At 62.3% G+C, this 17,411-nt stretch carries 14 protein-coding genes; 7 read left to right on the plus strand and 7 right to left on the minus strand.

Annotation, left to right across the window (positions count from 1 at the left end; all coding sequences use genetic code 11):
• Window positions 1-109 precede the first annotated feature (109 nt).
• From GOB85_RS11740 to GOB85_RS11750, 3 genes are all read left to right on the plus strand, one after another.
• Window positions 110-3,421, plus strand: a complete 3,312-nt coding sequence (locus GOB85_RS11740; protein WP_173577724.1) for a Hint domain-containing protein — start codon at window positions 110-112, stop codon at window positions 3,419-3,421.
• Window positions 3,422-3,538: 117 nt separating this feature from the next.
• The gene (locus tag GOB85_RS11745) at window positions 3,539-5,527 is read left to right on the plus strand and encodes a glycosyltransferase (RefSeq protein ID WP_173577725.1); all 1,989 of its coding nucleotides are present in this window, start codon (window positions 3,539-3,541) and stop codon (window positions 5,525-5,527) included.
• Between the two features lie 281 nt (window positions 5,528-5,808).
• Window positions 5,809-6,603, plus strand: a complete 795-nt coding sequence (locus tag GOB85_RS11750) for a peptidylprolyl isomerase (protein ID WP_338421720.1) — start codon at window positions 5,809-5,811, stop codon at window positions 6,601-6,603.
• A 271-nt stretch (window positions 6,604-6,874) separates the two neighbouring features.
• Here GOB85_RS11750 and GOB85_RS11755 read toward each other — a convergent pair whose 3' ends face one another.
• The 4 genes from GOB85_RS11755 to GOB85_RS11770 all read right to left on the minus strand — a co-directional run bounded on the left by GOB85_RS11755 (window position 6,875) and on the right by GOB85_RS11770 (window position 9,141).
• The gene (locus GOB85_RS11755) at window positions 6,875-7,783 is read right to left on the minus strand and encodes an NAD-dependent epimerase/dehydratase family protein (RefSeq protein ID WP_173577726.1); all 909 of its coding nucleotides are present in this window, start codon (window positions 7,781-7,783) and stop codon (window positions 6,875-6,877) included.
• Window positions 7,784-7,801: 18 nt separating this feature from the next.
• A complete protein-coding gene (locus GOB85_RS11760) occupies window positions 7,802-8,194 on the minus strand; it encodes a cupin domain-containing protein (RefSeq protein WP_173577727.1) in 393 nt (130 codons plus the stop codon).
• Window positions 8,195-8,218: 24 nt separating this feature from the next.
• Complete coding sequence (locus GOB85_RS11765; protein WP_173577728.1) at window positions 8,219-8,767, minus strand: RrF2 family transcriptional regulator; 549 nt, start codon at window positions 8,765-8,767, stop codon at window positions 8,219-8,221.
• A 125-nt stretch (window positions 8,768-8,892) separates the two neighbouring features.
• Window positions 8,893-9,141: a hypothetical protein gene (locus tag GOB85_RS11770; protein ID WP_173577729.1), complete on the minus strand. Its 249-nt coding sequence runs from the start codon at window positions 9,139-9,141 to the stop codon at window positions 8,893-8,895.
• Between the two features lie 455 nt (window positions 9,142-9,596).
• Between GOB85_RS11770 and GOB85_RS11775 the strand changes: the two genes are divergently transcribed.
• Complete coding sequence (locus tag GOB85_RS11775; protein ID WP_173577730.1) at window positions 9,597-10,028, plus strand: DoxX family protein; 432 nt, start codon at window positions 9,597-9,599, stop codon at window positions 10,026-10,028.
• 21 nt (window positions 10,029-10,049) lie between these two features.
• Here GOB85_RS11775 and GOB85_RS11780 read toward each other — a convergent pair whose 3' ends face one another.
• Window positions 10,050-11,018: a lysophospholipid acyltransferase family protein gene (locus GOB85_RS11780; protein ID WP_173577748.1), complete on the minus strand. Its 969-nt coding sequence runs from the start codon at window positions 11,016-11,018 to the stop codon at window positions 10,050-10,052.
• Between the two features lie 248 nt (window positions 11,019-11,266).
• On the opposite strand from GOB85_RS11780, the gene secD reads away from it, so the two are divergent.
• From secD to GOB85_RS11795, 3 genes are all read left to right on the plus strand, one after another.
• Complete coding sequence (secD, locus tag GOB85_RS11785; protein ID WP_173577731.1) at window positions 11,267-12,826, plus strand: protein translocase subunit SecD; 1,560 nt, start codon at window positions 11,267-11,269, stop codon at window positions 12,824-12,826.
• Between the two features lie 11 nt (window positions 12,827-12,837).
• Window positions 12,838-13,770, plus strand: coding sequence for a protein translocase subunit SecF (secF, locus tag GOB85_RS11790; RefSeq protein ID WP_173577732.1), 933 nt, complete (start codon window positions 12,838-12,840; stop codon window positions 13,768-13,770).
• Between the two features lie 234 nt (window positions 13,771-14,004).
• The gene (locus GOB85_RS11795) at window positions 14,005-14,781 is read left to right on the plus strand and encodes a sulfotransferase (protein WP_173577733.1); all 777 of its coding nucleotides are present in this window, start codon (window positions 14,005-14,007) and stop codon (window positions 14,779-14,781) included.
• Here GOB85_RS11795 and GOB85_RS11800 read toward each other — a convergent pair.
• Window positions 14,770-16,371 carry a cisplatin damage response ATP-dependent DNA ligase gene (locus GOB85_RS11800; protein WP_173577734.1) on the minus strand — a complete coding sequence of 534 codons (1,602 nt, stop codon included), beginning with the start codon at window positions 16,369-16,371 and terminating at the stop codon, window positions 14,770-14,772. The two genes, GOB85_RS11795 and GOB85_RS11800, sit on opposite strands and share 12 nt — an antisense overlap.
• The gene (locus GOB85_RS11805; RefSeq protein ID WP_173577735.1) at window positions 16,368-17,384 is read right to left on the minus strand and encodes a ligase-associated DNA damage response exonuclease; all 1,017 of its coding nucleotides are present in this window, start codon (window positions 17,382-17,384) and stop codon (window positions 16,368-16,370) included. The genes GOB85_RS11800 and GOB85_RS11805 overlap by 4 nt, the downstream gene beginning before the upstream one ends.
• Window positions 17,385-17,411: the final 27 nt, after the last annotated feature.

A 17,411-nucleotide genomic window follows, 5' to 3' on the forward strand; every position in this document is an offset into this window, starting at 1 on the left:
GCTCCACGCAAGGCCAGCCCCTTATACCAGCGCGAATCAGACCAGCGCGCTTCCTGACCACACGCGCCCTCCGGCACCACCGGAAAAACCGCAACGGAAACACATCGTAATGACGAGCGCTTCATCTGACGCCACCACAACAGCCAGTTCCGGCGCAATCAGCTCCGGCGGCTATATCGTGAGCGGACAGACAGCAACCGTCACCGCAGGCACCACCCTGACAGATGCAACCATCGTCGGCGGCGGCAAACTGATCGTCAGCGGAACCGCCAGCGGCACAGTCCTCCGCGGCACCACAGCCGGAAGAGCCACGGAAATCATCGCGAACGGCGGCATAGAAAACAGCGTCACAATCAACGCGGGCATCGTCTCCGCCCTATCCGGCGGCATCATCACAGAAGCCAGCGTCCTCTCCGGCGGAACACTCATCTTCTCGTCCGGCGCCCAGGCCGGAACCATCACCGCCGGCTCAGGCGGCGCCGTAACAATCTCCGCAGCGCAGATTGGCACCCTCGAACTCGAAAGCGGCGCCACGGCAACCATCACCTCCGCCACCATCCCTCTTTCCGCCATATCCGGCGCCACACTCACCCTCGGAGCCGCCACCAGCGCCGCCAGCCTCCTCGTCGGCCCCGGCGGCACATTGCAGCTCAATGGCGGCACCGCCACAGGCACCGTCATCAGCGGTGCCTCCGCATCCGAACTCATCCTCGCCGGCCCGACGTCCGGAGGCCCGGTGGAAACACAGTTTGACATCATCAGCGGCGGATCGCAGACCATCTGCTTCGGCGTCAGCGTCGCCAGCGGAACCGTCGACAACGGCGGCACCCAGACCGTCCTGTCCACCGCCTCGGCCAGCCACGTCGCCATCGCGTCCGGCGGCCAGCAAATCATCTCATCCGGCGGTATTGTCCTCGACGACCAGATTGAAGCCGGCGCCTCGGTCCTGAACAACGGCACACTGATTTTCGATGATCAGACTACCATTCAGGGACAGATCAGCGGCAACGGCCTCGTCGAACAGACCGGCGCGAACGACACGCTCCGCTTCGCCTCAGGCGCCCTCGCCGCCTTCTCCGGCACCCTCAGCATGGCCGGCGGCACAGTCGCCATCGCCGACGGCCAGGACGCGTCAGGGATCGACTTCAGTTTCACCGCATCCGGCGCCGAAACACTGATTCTCGGCGGTTCACTGCCCTCCACCCTCGCCATCTCCGGTTTCGGGTCCGGCGACCAGATCGTTCTGTCCGGTCTCACCTCCGGCACATCCGCCGACCTCGTCAACGGGTCGCAGCTCCGTATAGAATCGGGCGGCACACTCATCGAAACCATCAGCCTCGGCAGCGGCCTCGATTACAGCGCTGCCGGCCTCACACTGACCGAACAGCCAGACGGAAACGCCGCAATCCTCACCCTCAGCGGCGCCGCCTCAGGCTACGCCAATGTCGTGATCAGCTCCGGTGCCGCCACGGCCATCGTCACGTCCGGCGAAGGCGCCGTCATCCCGACCGGCAGCACAGCGATCGGCACAGAAGTCGATTCCGGCGGCCGACTCTACGTCGAAGGAACCGGAATCCAGACCACCATAGCCAGCGCCGCCACGGAAACCATCCGCTCAGGCGGCACAACCATTCAGACCACGGTCTCAGCCGGCGGCAGCACAACCGTTCTGTCCGGCGGACTCGCGAGCGGCACAACACTCGATGGCGCCACGCAGCAAATTCTCGGAGGAACCGCAACCGGCACCACCGTCCGCGGAGATTGCGAAGGCTCCCTCTACAATCCGGCCTGGAGTCCCGGCGTCCAGATCGTCGCAAGCGGCGGCATCGCAAGCGCCACACTCGTTACCCTCGGGTCAGCAGAACAATCTCCCTACAATAACCCGGTCTACGAAGACGCCTTCCAGTATGTCGAAAACGGCGCCACCGTTATCGACACCACCCTGACCGGAGCCCACACGCCCTGGCTGTATCACATGAGTGTGCAATGGTCCGACGGACAGGCGCACGAAATCATCTCAGCCGGTGGCACCGCCATCCACACAACGATCAATGTCGGCGGCATCATGGACGTGCAGTCCGGCGGCACAGCCTCGGCAACGGTCATCGACGGCGGCACGCTGCTTCTCGAAAGCGGCGCCGGTTATTCCGGAACCCTGACCTTCGCGCCGCTGACCGCACCTTCCAGCACCAGCTCAGCCGGAACGACCGGCTCCGTCCTGAACGTCACAGCCGCGCAAATCGCCAGCCTCACCATCAACGGCTTCGACGCGATTGGCGGCACCGCACGCCTCTACCCCTGGAACACTCTGGAAACGACGACAGAAAACACCATCAACCAGATCGTCATCTCAGATCTGACCTTCGCCGGCGCCAGCGGAACAACCGATGCCGGCACCATCGGCCCGGACGGCGCCCTGACCGTCACCGAAGGCAGCGAAACCGTCACCCTGCACCTCGCCGGCACTTTCGGCTCCGATTTCTACTTCCAGGCGGCCCCCGGCGGCGGAACCGAAATCACCTACGGCGTGCCCTGCTACTGCCCCGGAACTCTCATCGCCAGCCCCAACGGCGACCGCCCGGTGCAGGATCTGTCCATCGGCGACCTCGTTCTCACCGCATCAGGCAACGCCCGCCCGGTCCGATGGATCGGCCGCCGCAGCTACGATGGCCGGTTCGCACGCGGCAACCCCGACATCATGCCCGTCATGATCCGCCCGGGCGCCCTCGGCAACGATCTCCCGCGCCGCACGCTCGTCGTCTCCCCGCTGCACGCCATGGCACTCGACAACCGCCTCGTTCCGGCAAGGCTCCTGCTGAACGGAACCTCCATCGTGCAGAGACGCGAAACCGGCCGCGTCGATTACATCCACATCGAACTCGACAGCCACGACCTCGTTCTGGCTGAAGGCACCCCTTCGGAAACCTTCGTCGATGACGGAAGCCGGGGCATGTTCCACAACGCCGCCGAATTCGATGCCCTCTATCCCGACGCAATGCCAGCCGCCAGCACCGAATCCTCCGGCCTGTTCTGCCTGCCCCGTATCGAAGACGGACCTGCCCTGGAAGCCCTCCGCACTCGCCTCGGCAGCCTGGGGCAGACCCTCGCGGAACGCTACCGCATCACCGGATTCATCGATGTCGTCAGCCCGCACGCCATCGAAGGCTGGGCACGGTGCGACGCACTGCCCGACGAACCCCGCCAGCTCATCATCCGGTGCGGAGACGAAGAAATCGGACGGGTCATCGCAAACCGGTTCCGCGCCGATCTGACCGAAAACGGCCGGTTCAGTGGCAAATCCGGATTCAGCCTGACAGTGACGCAGCCCGTCCCCCTGGCACGCCTCACCGTCGCGGATCAGGAAAGCGACACGATTCTCCCGCATGCCAGACAGCCGGACCACAAATCCGTCGCAGCCTGAAAGCCGCCATTCCGTCCCGCACGCCGCGTCCCCACCAGCAAACCGGCCTGCGGGACGAAACCACATCCACCATCCCGCGTTGGTACTACATTCAGCATTGTCTGCGATCTTCCCCCCATGCCCGCAGAACACCTTTCCCGGCCCCCGGCTCTTCCCGGAGCCGTAACCGGTTTCATCGACCTGATCTCGCACGTCCCCGGACAAGGCTGGCGTCTGGCCGGATGGGCAAGACATGCCTCCTCTCCCAAAACTCCCGCAACAGTCGCCGTGCTCTGGCATGGCGAAGAAGTCGCACGCGGCCCGGCTGAAACCTTTCGTCCGGACCTCGTCATTCCAGGCGAAGCCGACGGACGCCACGCCTTCGAATTCCTGATTCCCGACACCACCGCGCCCGCGACATCCCCGGCCGCCTTCGATCTCATCGTTCTGCCCGGCCACATCCCCCTCCGCAGAGCCGGTGACCAGCCCCCGGCCCCGCCCGTCGCGCTCCAGGGCTCCGTCGATATCGTCGGCCGCGACCGCATCGCCGGCTGGCTGCGGAATGACGACGTACCGGACACCAGACTGGGCATCATCGTCTCCGTCGACGGCGCGCTCATCCGGCGCGTGCTGGCCAACAGACTGCGAACCGATCTCCGCGACACCGGTCTCGGTGATGGCCGCTACGGATTCGATATCCCCCTGTCGCCCCCGCTTTCCGCCGACGCGGACCACATGGTCACCATCACCTGCGCCGAAACCGGCGAAAGCCTGCCCGGATCGCCTTTCCATTTCGCCGCCACCCGGCGCTTCAACGAAACATTCCGGCAGCACGTCAGACAGACCCTCGGCGGTCTCGCTTCCACCGCCCATCGGGAACAGGCTCTCCGGTTCCTCTCCTCAGAACTGGACCGCCTCCGCCAGACCCAGGGCCGCGACGACGCACGATCTCTCGCCACGGAACAGCATCGCAACGCCCGTCGCCCCGGCGGCGCTGCCAGTGCCGCAACACCCTCGCGCATCCTGTTCATTGACGACCGCGCGCCGGACCCCACCCGGGATGCCGGCTCCGGCGCCCTGCTCTCGCACATGCAGGCCGCCCAGGCCCTCGGGCATAACGTCAGCTTCATCGCCTCAGTCACCGATCCCGGTGACGCCCCGGCACGCGAACTCGAAAAACTCGGCGTCACCTGCTTTCGTGCCCCGACCTATCCGGGCGTCGAGATGCTCCTCCGCGCGCAGTCCGGCTCATTCGACGCGATCTATTTTCACCGCCTGTCCAATGCCTCGCGCTACCTCGCCCTCGCCCGGCAATACATGCCCGGTGCCCGCCTGATCTCCAGCGTCGCCGATCTCGCCCACCTGCGGATCGAACGTCAGGCCACCATCGAAGGTCGCCCCGAACTGAAAACCCTCGCCGGCCAGGAACGCGTCCGCGAACACATGGCCGCCTGGTCCTCACACGCCGTCATCACCCACTCTCCCGTCGAGGCCACCCTCCTCGCCCGCGCCGTCCCGACCGCCAGTATCCACGTCGTCCCCTGGCATATCGCGGAAAAACCGGCCCCGCTCCCGTTCCCGGACAGACACGGCATCGCCTTCATCGCCCATTACGGACACGCCCCCAATCCCGACGCCGCGAAATGGCTCGCTGAAGATATTTTCCCACGCATCCGCAAAGAAATCCCCGAGGCCGAACTCCTCCTCATCGGCAGCGCCATGCCAGACGTCATCGTCCGTATGAACAACCAGCCCGGCATCCGCGTCCTCGGCCACGTCTCAGATCTCACCGCCCTGCTGAGAACCGTTCGCCTGACGATCGCCCCGCTGCGCTTCGGAGCCGGCATCAAAAGCAAAGTGCTCGAAAGCTGGGCCGCAGGCATCCCCTGCGTCACAACCCCCATGGCCGTCGAAGGACTCACCCTCCCGCCCGAACTCTCAGCCTGCGTCGCCAGCAGCGCGGAAGCCCTCGCCACCCTCACAGCCGACCTCTACCGTCATCAGACAAAAGCCGAAATAGTCTCACAAGCTGGTCTCAGTTACGTAAAATCCCATCTGAACAAGGAAGAAGTCAGAATCAGACTCAGCAGGGCCCTGGGTCTTCCCCAAAACCGTCAGACGACATAGCGCCAGCTCTTCCCGCCCGCAAAAACGCCGGACACACCATCGCCCATCCCACTGACTGCCAGATCATCTCAGACAGAACAGAGAAATCTTTATGGCTCATCAGGCGATGTCAGAAGACGCTGGCAGGCCGCAATACATTGAGCGACCGCCGCCCCGCACTCCCGCTTGCCTTACTCGTTTCGTTACAGGCATGATCGCCACCATGCGACACGTTCTGCCGATCCTCGCCCTGCTGCTGCCCTCTGTAGCGATCGCCGCGACACCCAGCCCCCCCGGAAATCGTGGCACATGCGCCAGCCACAGCCTGGGCCGATGTTCCGGCGGACCAGCTCCTGGTCATGACGCTGGCCAGCGGCGCACAGATCGTGATCGAACTCGCACCACAATTCGCTCCGGTGCATACCGGCAATATCGTGCATCTGGCGCATGCGCACTGGTGGGATGGCGGCGCAATTACCCGCGTACAGGACAATTACGTCGTGCAATGGGCAGCCCGCGACGAAAAAGCAAAACCACCCGGAGGCTTCATCCCTCACCCACCAGCGGAATATGATCGCCCTCGTCAGGGAATCCCCATTCGTCCTCTCGGCTTTTCTGATTCCTATGCGCCATCGGCCGGCTTCGCCGCCGGATGGCCGGTCGGAACAGATGGAAACCGTGTCTGGCTCGCTCACTGCTATGGCATGGTCGGCGTCGGGCGCGACATGCCGCCCGATACTGGTGACGGGCAGGAACTTTATGCGGTCAACAGCGAAGCGCCGCGCCAGCTCGATCGCAATCTCGCCGTGGTGGGACGTGTTCTGACAGGCATGGACCATCTCGGCGCATTACCGCGCGGGACCGCCGATATGGGATTTTATGCCAGCAAAGCTGAGACTGTCCCGATCCGAAGTGTGTCCCTCGCCACCGACCTGCCGGCCGCACAACAGCCGCATCTTCAGGTGATGCGCACCGACAGCCCGACATTCTCAGCCTACCTCAACGCCCGCGCCAGCCGCACCGACCCGTTCTTCGTCCGTCCGGCCCACGGCGTCACCCTCTGCAACGTCCCGGTGCCAGCACGTCAGAAACCATAAGAACCTGCCAGAAAAGTTCCGAAGATGGCGATCTGCCCCGCGTTTCCGCGGCTCTGTTCGCGTTATGTATTGTCTCTTTCTCAGACCTTTGGAAACCGGCTTACTGATCAGCAGACCGGGTAAAGGGGGCCGTAGCCCCTCCCCGGTTCGGGCAGAGCCCAATCTTCTGCTAACCCTTTGAAAAATCACAGATCAACACATAACGCGAACAGGGCTGCCTTCAAACATCGCAGCAAAGCGCCCGCACGACGGTAAGCACCGAAACACACTCTTACACGGTCAGCCAGGCCAGCCTCCGTGGCGCAAGTCCCAGATCCCGCTTCGCTTTCCTGTTGATCGCACCGTTAAGAGAGTTCTGATAGTAAACACTCTCCTCCCCGAGCCGATGCAGAGCCTCCCTCTCATCAACACGGGATGGCGCCGCGGCGCCGATCCACTTTGCATATGCCGGGAGCCACTGAGAAACTTTCGCGGGCTGGTCATCCACCACGTTATAAATACCACCCGGCGCACTCAGAGCTGCCACAGTCACAGCGGCGGCATCCTCCACATGAATGAACGAAAACGTGGCGCTCCCGGCACCGATAATGGACACATTGCTCGCCCGGACATGCGCGCTGAATGCCCCGTCATGCCAGTACCATGTGCCAGGACCATAAAAGAACCCATACCGCAGCGCCGTGCCCAGCATTCCCGAAGCCTGGAGAACCCGTTTTTCCAGAGCAGCATACATCCGGGCACTTTCCCCGATCTGCCCCGGCGCTTCCGTCCTGAGCCGCGACGCTTCATCGGCCAGCCCGCCCGGAGCCTCCAGATAAAACCCGCATGACTGCTGAACATAACGCTGCACGCCACAAACCTGTGCCGCATCAAACAGATTGCCCCCGCCCTCCAGACGCAGTCTCCGATCCGCCGGCAATCTCTGAGGCAGATCGAACGGACTGGCAGGCAGCGATGTAAGCTGATCAATCACACTGTCCGGCCTGATCCGCGCCATCACGGCATGAACACCCTCCCGGTCCAGAGCATTCCCCTGAACAGGTTCAGCCCCCAGCGCCCGGATAACAGCAAGGCTCTCAGAGCGATGCGCCATCCCCCACACCTGATGACCCGCCTGGAGCAGACGGACAATCAGCGCACGACCCAGCACGCCACTCGCGCCCGCAACAAAAACCTTCATATCGGGAAATCCTCCGTCTCACTTTGCCGGAAAGACAAAAGGAGCCGCCCTGTCCTTGACAAAAAACGCGAGAAACCGCGCCGGTCGTGTCCTGCTGGCGTTCCGGCCAACCAGATGCACGTCCCCCGGTCCTTCGAAAAACGTCTGTCCTTCATGCAGCGTTACAGCCGAGCCGCCTTCAACCTGCATGGTGATGCTGCCCTTCAGAACATAAACAAACACCGAAGCATTATGCCGGTGAACAGGATCCGAGCCGCCAGGCGGGTAATCGACCGTCAGCATCACCCCCTCCTTACCCGGAAGACCCTGCAGATCGTGCGAAAGCAGAGGTGTGACCCTGGTGGTCGCAGCCTGAAGCGACGTCGCATAAAGACACAGGGCCAGAGCGCCAGAAACAATAAAAGTCCGCATAATGCGTTTTCCTGACAATGAGTTTTACAGATCAGACCCGTCTGACCGTCTGCGTTGCCTGACTTTGCCGCTCCGGCGCGTCCGGGCACGCTCGTCGAACCATGACCGGACGTCACCCGGAAACGACGCAGGGGCTTTTTCCGTGACGCTTTGCGCCAGATCGGCAAGCGACGTTTGCGAAAGCTCCTGCCGCATGGCCCGCTCAGCCCGCAACATCACCGCATGAATGCTGCATACTCCACGCCCCGCCCAGTCCGGCGGATTGTCCTGAAACAGCACGCAACGCCCACGGATTTCCTGACAGCTAAAGAGTGCCTTTCGCCCCTCAACCGCCTCAACAACCTCCAGAACACTGATCGTCCCGGCCGGACGCGCCAGCCTGTAGCCGCCACGCAGCCCTTCTGACGCTTCGAGAAGACCAGCCTTTTCCAGCTTCGGCAGAAGTTTCGCCACAAAAGCCGCCGGAATATCCTGCAATTCCGAGAGATCAAGACTGCTGACAGGCTCGGGATTGTCCACGAGCCACAACAGACTGTGCAGAATATATTCAGTGCTGACGCCAAAAAGAGCCATACGCAGACCTTACTGGTCCGCGTTTTGATTCGCAAGTCGCCGGTCCCCACGCTGACCCGTCAGAACCGGTGCCATGAAGACGGAAATCTCCTCCGACACCATCGCCGCCAAACCACTCCGGCGCGCTACCAGCCGCCAGTGCCCGCGCCACCTTTCCCCGATCCAGTATCGTCCGGGTCAGAAACAATCCGCGACTGGCCATCCTTTACGCCACGCAGATACGTGTCGTCCTCATTCAGAGCCTCACCAAGAAAAAGCAGCATCACCGTGATAACCCCCGCGATGGCCGTACCAACCGGATGGCGATGCCAGAACATGCCTTCGACGAACAGAAAAGCTGCCGGGCCCGGAGTCCGGATGTCTCTCAGCCGCATCAGTCGATAACTCCGTGATTGCCGCAGCGTGTCAGATGATGCGAAGGCCAGTTCTGTTTCCACACCGACCCGTCATACGACGCCCATGCAATCCGAAGCTATAGCGGCACGCCCGACGGCAGACTACCGAAAGAAAAAACGCCGCACACGCCAAAACCAGGGCTCTGCCAGCGTCCTGTGCTGATCTGTGATTTTATAAAGGATCAACAGAATCCAGGCTCTGCCCGGACCCGAAAGGGGTCGCGAACCCCTTTACCCCGATCTGCTGATCAGCAAGCAGGTTTCCAAAGGTCTGTGACCTTTACACCCACGCCCCCTGAAACAGAAAATTTCAGAACCGATGACATTCCATCGTTTCGATATCTTACGCCCGGCGCCGATCGTAACGTAACGACAACAGCGAGGCCAGCCCATCCGCCAGCCCCGCTCCCACTCACACACAACGGATTACGATCATGAACACCACGCTCTTCAGCCGCGATACCGCCCTGCTCGTCTCCCGCCTCGCCCTCTCCTCCCTTTTCCTCGTCATGGGCTGGGGCAAACTCTCAGACTACGCCGGCGCCGTCGCCTACATGACCCAGACCGGCTCCCCCTTTCCGGCCCTCTCCGCACTCCTCGCCATCCTCGTCGAACTCGGAACCGGGATCGCCCTCATCCTCGGCCTGCTGACAACGCCCGTCGCCCTCATGCTCGCCGCCTACACCGTCGCCACAGCCTTCATCGGCCATCATTTCTGGACCATGACCGGAATGCTCCGTTACGACATGACCATCCACTTCTATAAAAACATCAGCATCGCCGGTGGCCTCATCGCCCTCGCCGTCGCAGGCCCCGGGCGTTTCGCCCTGAGCCGCATCAGAACCGCCAACACCGCCCCCGCATGAACAGGGCCACAGACGCGCCAGCTACGGCCCCACGCAGACCGTGCCCGCCTCCACAGCAGCCAGCGGAACAACATCCTCCGGCTGCATCGACTTCGGCCACCGCCGATGCAGCCACAACCATGCCCCCGGACGCTCCCGCACCCAGCGCCCAAGCGTATCGTTGATGCCTACACAGATCGCCTTCACATCGGCATGGCGCTCCCCCGTAAGCGCCACGTCAAGCGGCGCCTCGCACACCAGTCGAAAACGCGCGGCACCCAGCCGCACCACATAAACCGGCACGACCGGCAGGCCGAACCGCAACGCCATCTGGGCAACAGCCGGCGCCATCATCGCCTCCCGTCCCATGAACGGGACGGAAAGACCGTCATTCATCTTCTGATCGATAAGAAACCCCAGAGAGCCGCCGTCCCGGACATGAACAAGCGCCTGACGCGCGCCCCTGCCGCCCTTCGGAAACATTTTACTCCCCGCGCCGAGAGCCCGCTGCCGCAGACCCTGAATCATCCTGTCGATAACCGGATTGGAACTCGCGCGATAAAAGCCGGACACCTCAAACCCAAGGCTGCCGGCAATCGGCAGAATCATCTCCCAGTTGCCGCAATGCCCGGAGAAAAACAGCGCCTGGCCGCCCCTCTTCCTGAGCGCCTCCAGATGCTCCCCGCCTTCAACCTCCCACCCCGGACCGGATTCTGTGCGGCCAAACCGGTGCAGATGCAGCAGCTCCGCAACATTTCTCCCCAGATTGTCCCAGACATCACCAATAATACGCCGCCGTTGCAGACCATCCAGCTCCGGCATAATGCAGCGGAGATTGCGGTCCGCCACACGGGAAGCCGACAGCCTCATGCCAATCCGGCGCATCAGATAGCCCCCCGCATCAGAGGCATGCCGGGGGGCGGGAAGCCTGAGCAGGACAACAGCCTGCCAGAGGGCATACGTCTGAGCAGCCAGAAAAAAGCGATGCAACACGGACAGGATGAAAGTCATAACCCTGCATGACACTGAACCTGGTCCGGCGGGAAAATGAAGTGTGACGAAACCCTCCGGTTAAGCCCGGTTTCGTAACGCCGGTCACAATCCGGCGCTTCCCGCCCGTGCCGCGAAGCGGTTGCATTATAGCCCGATGCCCTGCATGGTCCCGCCGCCATAAACCAACCGGCAGAAGAGGCATCCGTGTTCGCCCACAAACAGCACATCAGCTTCTGTCCGCGCGACAGAAAACGGTCTTCCACTCAATGATGTATTACAGCCGGATCAAACTGTTTTCCGTCATTTCAGTGTGCCTCATCGGACTGATGCTGTGCGTGCCCAATTTCGTTCGCAAACCGGTCGCCTCCATTCCCTGGCCGCAGATTCATCTCGGCCTCGATCTGCGGGGCGGCTCCTACCTGCTGATGCAGGTCGACCTGTCCTCGCTGACGCATGACCGGCTCCAGAGCCTCGCTGATTCGGTCCGCCAGTCACTGCTGACAGCCGGGCTCGGTTACAGAAATATTGCCCTCGATACGAAACAGGGCACTTTTTCCTTCCAGCCCCGTGACCCGTCCGAAAAAGACCGCGACTTCAGAACCGTCAACGACATGCCCCGCGCCGTCGCCGACGAATTCACCGTCACGACCCGGCCAGACGGCGCCATCCTGCTGACCCTCTCGCCGGACGCCATGAAAACCCGCGCCCGCGACGCCGTCACCCAGGCCATCGAAATCGTCCGCCGCCGTATCGACGCCACCGGCGCCGTTGACCCGGAAATCACCCGTCAGGGCGAAGACCGGATCATCGTCGAACTTCCCGGCATCAGCGACCCGCAGCACATCAAGGCCCTGCTCGGCACCACAGCCCGCATGACCTTCCGCCTCGTCGATGAAACACCAGCCGGCAGCGCCGTCGCCCCTCCCGGCGATACACTGCTTCCGCTGACCGAATCTCCCGGCCAGACCCTGGCCGTCCGCGATCATATCGATGTCGATGGCGCGGATCTCGTCAACGCCGGTGCCACAACGGACGATCAGAGCGGCGGCTGGGCCGTCAGCTTCACGCTCAACTCCGTCGGAACCCGCGCCTTCGCCGGCGTCACCCAGGCCAATGTCGGACGCCGCTTCGCCATCGTCCTCGATAATAAGGTCATCGAAGCCCCGGTCATCCGTTCCGCCATCACCGGCGGCAATGGCATCATCACCGGCAATTTCGACGCTCGCAAAGCCACCGATCTCGGCCTCCTGCTCCGCGCCGGCGCCCTGCCCGTGCCGCTCACGGTCATTGAGGAACGCTCCATCGGCCCATCACTCGGCGCCGATTCAATCCGCGCCGGCGCCCTCAGCCTGATGGTCGGCTTCCTCCTCGTCATCGTCTTCATGGCGCTGTTCTACGGACGCTTCGGCTGGTACGCGAACATCGCCCTGTTCGCGAACGTCACCCTGATGCTCGCCATCCTCTCCCTCTTCGGCGCCACGCTGACCCTGCCCGGAATGGCCGGCATGCTGCTCACCCTCGGCATGGCCGTGGACGCGAACATCCTCATCGTCGAACGTATCCGCGAGGAACTGGGCCGGGGCCGCACCGCACTGGCCGCCATGCAGGCCGGCTTCGAACGCGCCACCGGCACCATCCTGGACAGCAACGCAACAGCCTTCCTCGCCCACGTCATGCTGTTCGTCTTCGGCACAGGCCCCGTGCGCGGCTTCGCGCTGACGATCACCATCGGCATCGCGACAACCCTGTTCACGACCCTCCTGCTCTCCCGTCTCCTGATGGTGCGCTGGTACGCCCTCACCCGCCCTTCCTCCCTTCCCGTCTAGGCCGAAGCGTTATGTTTGGACGTCCCCTGCTGCGCTTCGTCCGCAGCGAAACACACATCAACTTCATGCGCGGCCGCTTCCTCGGGCTCATCACCTCGGCAGTCCTGTCGATCGCGTCCCTGATCCTGTTCTTCCACCCCGGTCTCACCCTTGGCCTGGACTTCAAAGGCGGCATCGTCGTCGAAGCCCGGACCGCAGGCCCCGCCGATTTCGGTAAAATCCGCAGCGCCCTGGCCGCGCACCATATCGAAGCCGCAGGCGTCCAGTCCTTCGGTGGCGATAACGATGTCCTCATCCGCCTCGGCGCCGACGAAAACACCAACACCAACGCCGTCATCGACCAGGTCCGGCAAGCCATCACCGAAGCGCAGCCCGGTGCCACAGTCCTGCGGGCCGACGCCGTCGGCGCCTCCGTGTCCGCGGAACTGCTCCGCAACGGCCTGCTCGCCCTCGGCCTCAGCCTGGTGATGATCCTCGCCTATATCTGGTTCCGGTTTGAATGGGAGTTCGCTCTCAGCGCCGTCGTCACCCTGGTGCTCGATCTGACCAAAACCATCGGCTTCCTGGTGCTCACCCATTTCGAGTTCGACCTCGTCATGGTCGCCGCGATCCTGACCATCCTCGGCTACTCCACAAACGATAAAGTCGTGGTCTACGACCGCGTCCGCGAAAACCTGCGTCGTTACCGCACCATGCCGCTGCGCGAACTGATCGACCTCTCCATCAACGAAACCCTGAACCGCACGCTCGGCACCTCGACCACCGTGTTCCTCGCAGCCCTGCCGCTCGCCATCTTCGGCGGCGCCAGCCTGTCCGGCTTCGCCTGGGTCATGCTGTTCGGAATCGTCGTGGGCACCTCGTCCTCCATCTTCATCGCCGCCCCGCTGCTCCTGCTGCTCGGCGAAAAAAGACTGCGAAAAGACACAAAACCCGTCGCCGGATAATCAGCCGGCCCACGCCATCAGACTCAACGCCGGACACAGGTTCCGGCTCTGAAGCCCGCCAGTCCGAGACCGTATTCTGCCCTCCTGATACATGATATTTTACAAGAGATTACTTGCCCGTCCCCGCCTGAGCTTCCAGAACGTAACCCCACAGACACAATGACCGTTTCCGGCAGAATCGGGCATCAGCTCCGTCGCCTGCCAACGTGCCTTCAGAATGTATGCGGGAGTCCAATGCAAACGGCTGATAAAACAGATCGCCCTTTCTTTATCATCGTGGGCAATCAGAGGTCAGGAACAAACTACATCCGTGACATCTTCATGCGGCAGACGGATATCTATCCTTATGGCGAGGTCTTTTTCCCGGACGTCCACATAACCCATAATTTCGACGGCCATTTTTTCCAGTTTTATCGGGACAAGATAGCGGAAGATAAATACAATATCTTTTTCAATAACGGCGTTATTTTCGACGCTCTTTTTTCATCCTATATCGACGAAATCGTACAGTATTCACCCAGAAAAATCAGTTGTTTCGATGTCAAAAGTGACTGTTTCCTGACAGTCCCGAGACTCTACGAATGTATCGAGCTGATGAATATCCGCGTCCTGCATCTGCATCGACGTGACCGCCTCGGCCGCGCCCTGTCCCAGGCCGTCCTCGACAGGTGCTTCAATGTGGACGAACAGTTCAACCCGACACGCAGCAACACCGCGCCATCCGTCGAGCTGGACCCCGCCCTGATCGCCAGGATGCTGTCTGCCGCGGATGGTTTCGACACCTTCATCACGAAGCGTTATCCCGCCCATCAGCGACTGTCCGTGTGCTACGAAGATCTGCTCGAATCCCCGTCTCACTGGGAAAAAATCCGGAACTTCACCGGTTTCACAGGCGACATACGGCCACAGGCCGCATTCACGAAGCGTCAGGGACTGGGCACGAAATCGCGCGTCTCAAATTACGACGAGATCGTCAGATTTCTGACCGACAACAATCTGTTAGCCCCCTGACAGAAACGCCCTGACAAACTCCGCCAGCTCGTCAGCCTCCCCCGCCGGCTTATCCGTCCTGATCCGCGACACCCTGGGAAACCGCAGCGCCACACCGCTCTTATGCCGCTTCGAATACTGAGCAGCATCAAAAGCAATCTCCAGAACAAGCCCCTGCTCCACCTCCCGAACCGGACCAAATCGCCCCGTCGTGTGCGTGCGCACCCAGCGATCAAGAAACGTCAGCTCCTCATCCGTAAATCCGGAATACGCCTTCCCGATCGGCACCAGCTCACGCCCGTCCACGCCATCACGCCACAGTCCGAACGTATAATCCGAATAAAAGCTGCTCCGCTTCCCATGTCCGCGCTGCGCATACATCAGCACAGCATCCACCGTCAGCGGCTCACGCTTCCACTTCCACCACGGCCCGCGCGGACGCCCCGGAACGTAGAGACTGTCCGCCCGTTTCAGCATCAGTCCCTCGATGCCTTCCGACCGCGCCGCCTCGCGTAGCGCCGCAAGTTCGCTGAAATTCTCAAAAGGGATCAGTTCCGAAAGAGTCATGCGCGGCGGCGTCAGCCGTGCAAACCACCCCTCAAGCCGCTTCCTCCGGACATCGAAAGGCAATCCCCGCAGATCCTCGCCATCCTCGAACAGAATGTCATAAAGCCTTACCCCGGCCGGCAAATCCCGCAACATCGCCTTCCCCGGCGATTTCCGGTTCAGACGCTGCTGCAAATCCGCAAAAGACGCAGGCTCATCACCCTGCATCACCAGCAGTTCGCCATCCAGAACCACATGGCTTCCCAGATCGCCCAGACTCTCCAGCACATCCGGAAACGCCTGACCGATATCCTCCGCCGTGCGCGTATAGACCCGCTCTCCCCCCGGCGTTCTGACAAGCTGAACCCGGATACCGTCCCACTTCCACTCCGCCCGCCAGTCCGTCGGATCAAACTCCGCCAGATCGACACCCTCCAGAGACTGCGCCAGCATCGGCGGCCTGAACACCGGCGCCTCTCCCGACTCAGGCCGCGCCGCCCGACCGCTGAGCCACGCAAACAGCGGACCATAAGGCGCCTCAAGCCCGTGCCAGACTTCCTCAATCTCATCCGGCGTTATCCCGCCCAGCTCCGCCAGAGCCGTCTTCGCCAGCCGCGCCGACGCCCCAACCCGCAAAGACCCCGTCATCAGCTTCAGAATGGCGTAACGCGATGAACTGTCCGAAACATCAAGCCACCCCGCCACCAGTCCGGGCAGATCCGCTTTCGGCGTCGCCTCCAGAGCCGCTACAACCTCCGCCAGCCCCGGCGTCACACTGTTCGGCCTCACCACCCCGTCACGCCAGATCAGCGCCACCGTCTCCGCCAGATCCCCGACATAATCATAAGACAGCGCAAACAGCTCCGGATCGGTCCGCTCCATCGCCAGCGCTCTCAGCATGGCAGGCTTCGCGGCTGAAAAAGATAACGCCCCCGCCATCGCCGCCAGCGCAAACCCACGGTCAGGATCAGGCGTCTCCGCAAAATAGTTTTTCAGCAAAGCAATTTTCGTATTGCGCGACGGCGTGAAGGCAAGCCGCTCCAGAAGCGCCGCAAAAGCAATCACGACTCAGCCTCGCTGCCTTCATCCTCCGCCTCATACCCAACCAGCCGAAGCGCTCGCCCCCTGATCCCGCGCAGCCCCAGCGCATGAATCAGAGCCTCCTCCCGCCCATGCGTCACCCAGACCTCAGGTGCCCCAACCTCCTCACAGGTCGCCAGTAACGCATCCCAGTCCGCATGATCGCTGATAACAAGTGGAAGCTCCACGCCCCGCGCCTTCGCCCGCTGCCTCACCTGCATCCATCCCGACGCCAGACACACCACCGGGTCCGACAGCCGCCGCGCCCAGCGATCCGCAATCGCCGAAGGCGGCGCCAGCACAATCCCGCCCCGCAACTCAGACTTTTCAGCCACAGTGGCCTGCCGCAATTCCCCAAGCGGAATCCCGAAACTCTCATACAGCGCACACATCGGGATCAGAGCACCATGCAGCCAGACCGGCCCATCATACCCACTCTGCCGCAACAGCGCGATCAGACGCTGACACTTCCCCAGCGCATAACACCCGACAACATGCGTCCTGTCAGGAAACAATCTTACATCATGAAGCAGTTTCGCAATCTCATGCGCCGGATCAGGACGACGGAAAACCGGCAGAGCAAATGTCGCCTCCGTCACAAAAAGATTACACGGCACAACCTCAAACGGCGCGCAGGTCGGATCAGGCGCCCGCTTGTAATCCCCGCTGACAACAGCCCGCTGTCCTGCATACTCCATGACAACCTGCGCGCTACCCGCAACATGCCCCGCAGGCGCCAGCCACACCGTGACACCCCCCAGAGTAACACGCTCGCCATAAGACAATGCCTGCTGCACGTCCCCCGCGCGCTCCTCCCCCATGCGCAGCCGCATGATCGCCAGAGTCTCCGGCGTCCCGATCACCCGCTTATGAAAAGGACGCGCATGATCCGAATGACCATGGCTGATCACCGCACACGCCACGGGACGAAGCGGATCAATGTAAAAACCACCCGGAACGCAGAACAGCCCCTCCGGCTCAGGCACCAGCCACTCCAAATTCAACCCTCCCGCAACCAACACCCG

The sequence above is a fragment of the Acetobacter fallax genome, assembly GCF_011516735.1.
Classification (GTDB): Bacteria; Pseudomonadota; Alphaproteobacteria; order Acetobacterales; family Acetobacteraceae; genus Acetobacter; species Acetobacter fallax.

What these genes read in the sequence shown, in the direction of transcription:
- GOB85_RS11740 (WP_173577724.1), top strand. Translation starts at nt 110, where the DNA reads ATGACGAGCGCTTCATCTGACGCCACCACAACAGCCAGTTCCGGCGCA.
- GOB85_RS11745 (WP_173577725.1), top strand. Translation starts at nt 3,539, where the DNA reads ATGCCCGCAGAACACCTTTCCCGGCCCCCGGCTCTTCCCGGAGCCGTA.
- GOB85_RS11755 (WP_173577726.1), bottom strand. Translation starts at nt 7,783, where the DNA reads ATGAAGGTTTTTGTTGCGGGCGCGAGTGGCGTGCTGGGTCGTGCGCTG.
- GOB85_RS11760 (WP_173577727.1), bottom strand. Translation starts at nt 8,194, where the DNA reads ATGCGGACTTTTATTGTTTCTGGCGCTCTGGCCCTGTGTCTTTATGCG.
- GOB85_RS11765 (WP_173577728.1), bottom strand. Translation starts at nt 8,767, where the DNA reads ATGGCTCTTTTTGGCGTCAGCACTGAATATATTCTGCACAGTCTGTTG.
- GOB85_RS11770 (WP_173577729.1), bottom strand. Translation starts at nt 9,141, where the DNA reads ATGCGGCTGAGAGACATCCGGACTCCGGGCCCGGCAGCTTTTCTGTTC.
- GOB85_RS11775 (WP_173577730.1), top strand. Translation starts at nt 9,597, where the DNA reads ATGAACACCACGCTCTTCAGCCGCGATACCGCCCTGCTCGTCTCCCGC.
- GOB85_RS11780 (WP_173577748.1), bottom strand. Translation starts at nt 11,018, where the DNA reads ATGACTTTCATCCTGTCCGTGTTGCATCGCTTTTTTCTGGCTGCTCAG.
- secD (WP_173577731.1), top strand. Translation starts at nt 11,267, where the DNA reads ATGATGTATTACAGCCGGATCAAACTGTTTTCCGTCATTTCAGTGTGC.
- secF (WP_173577732.1), top strand. Translation starts at nt 12,838, where the DNA reads ATGTTTGGACGTCCCCTGCTGCGCTTCGTCCGCAGCGAAACACACATC.
- GOB85_RS11795 (WP_173577733.1), top strand. Translation starts at nt 14,005, where the DNA reads ATGCAAACGGCTGATAAAACAGATCGCCCTTTCTTTATCATCGTGGGC.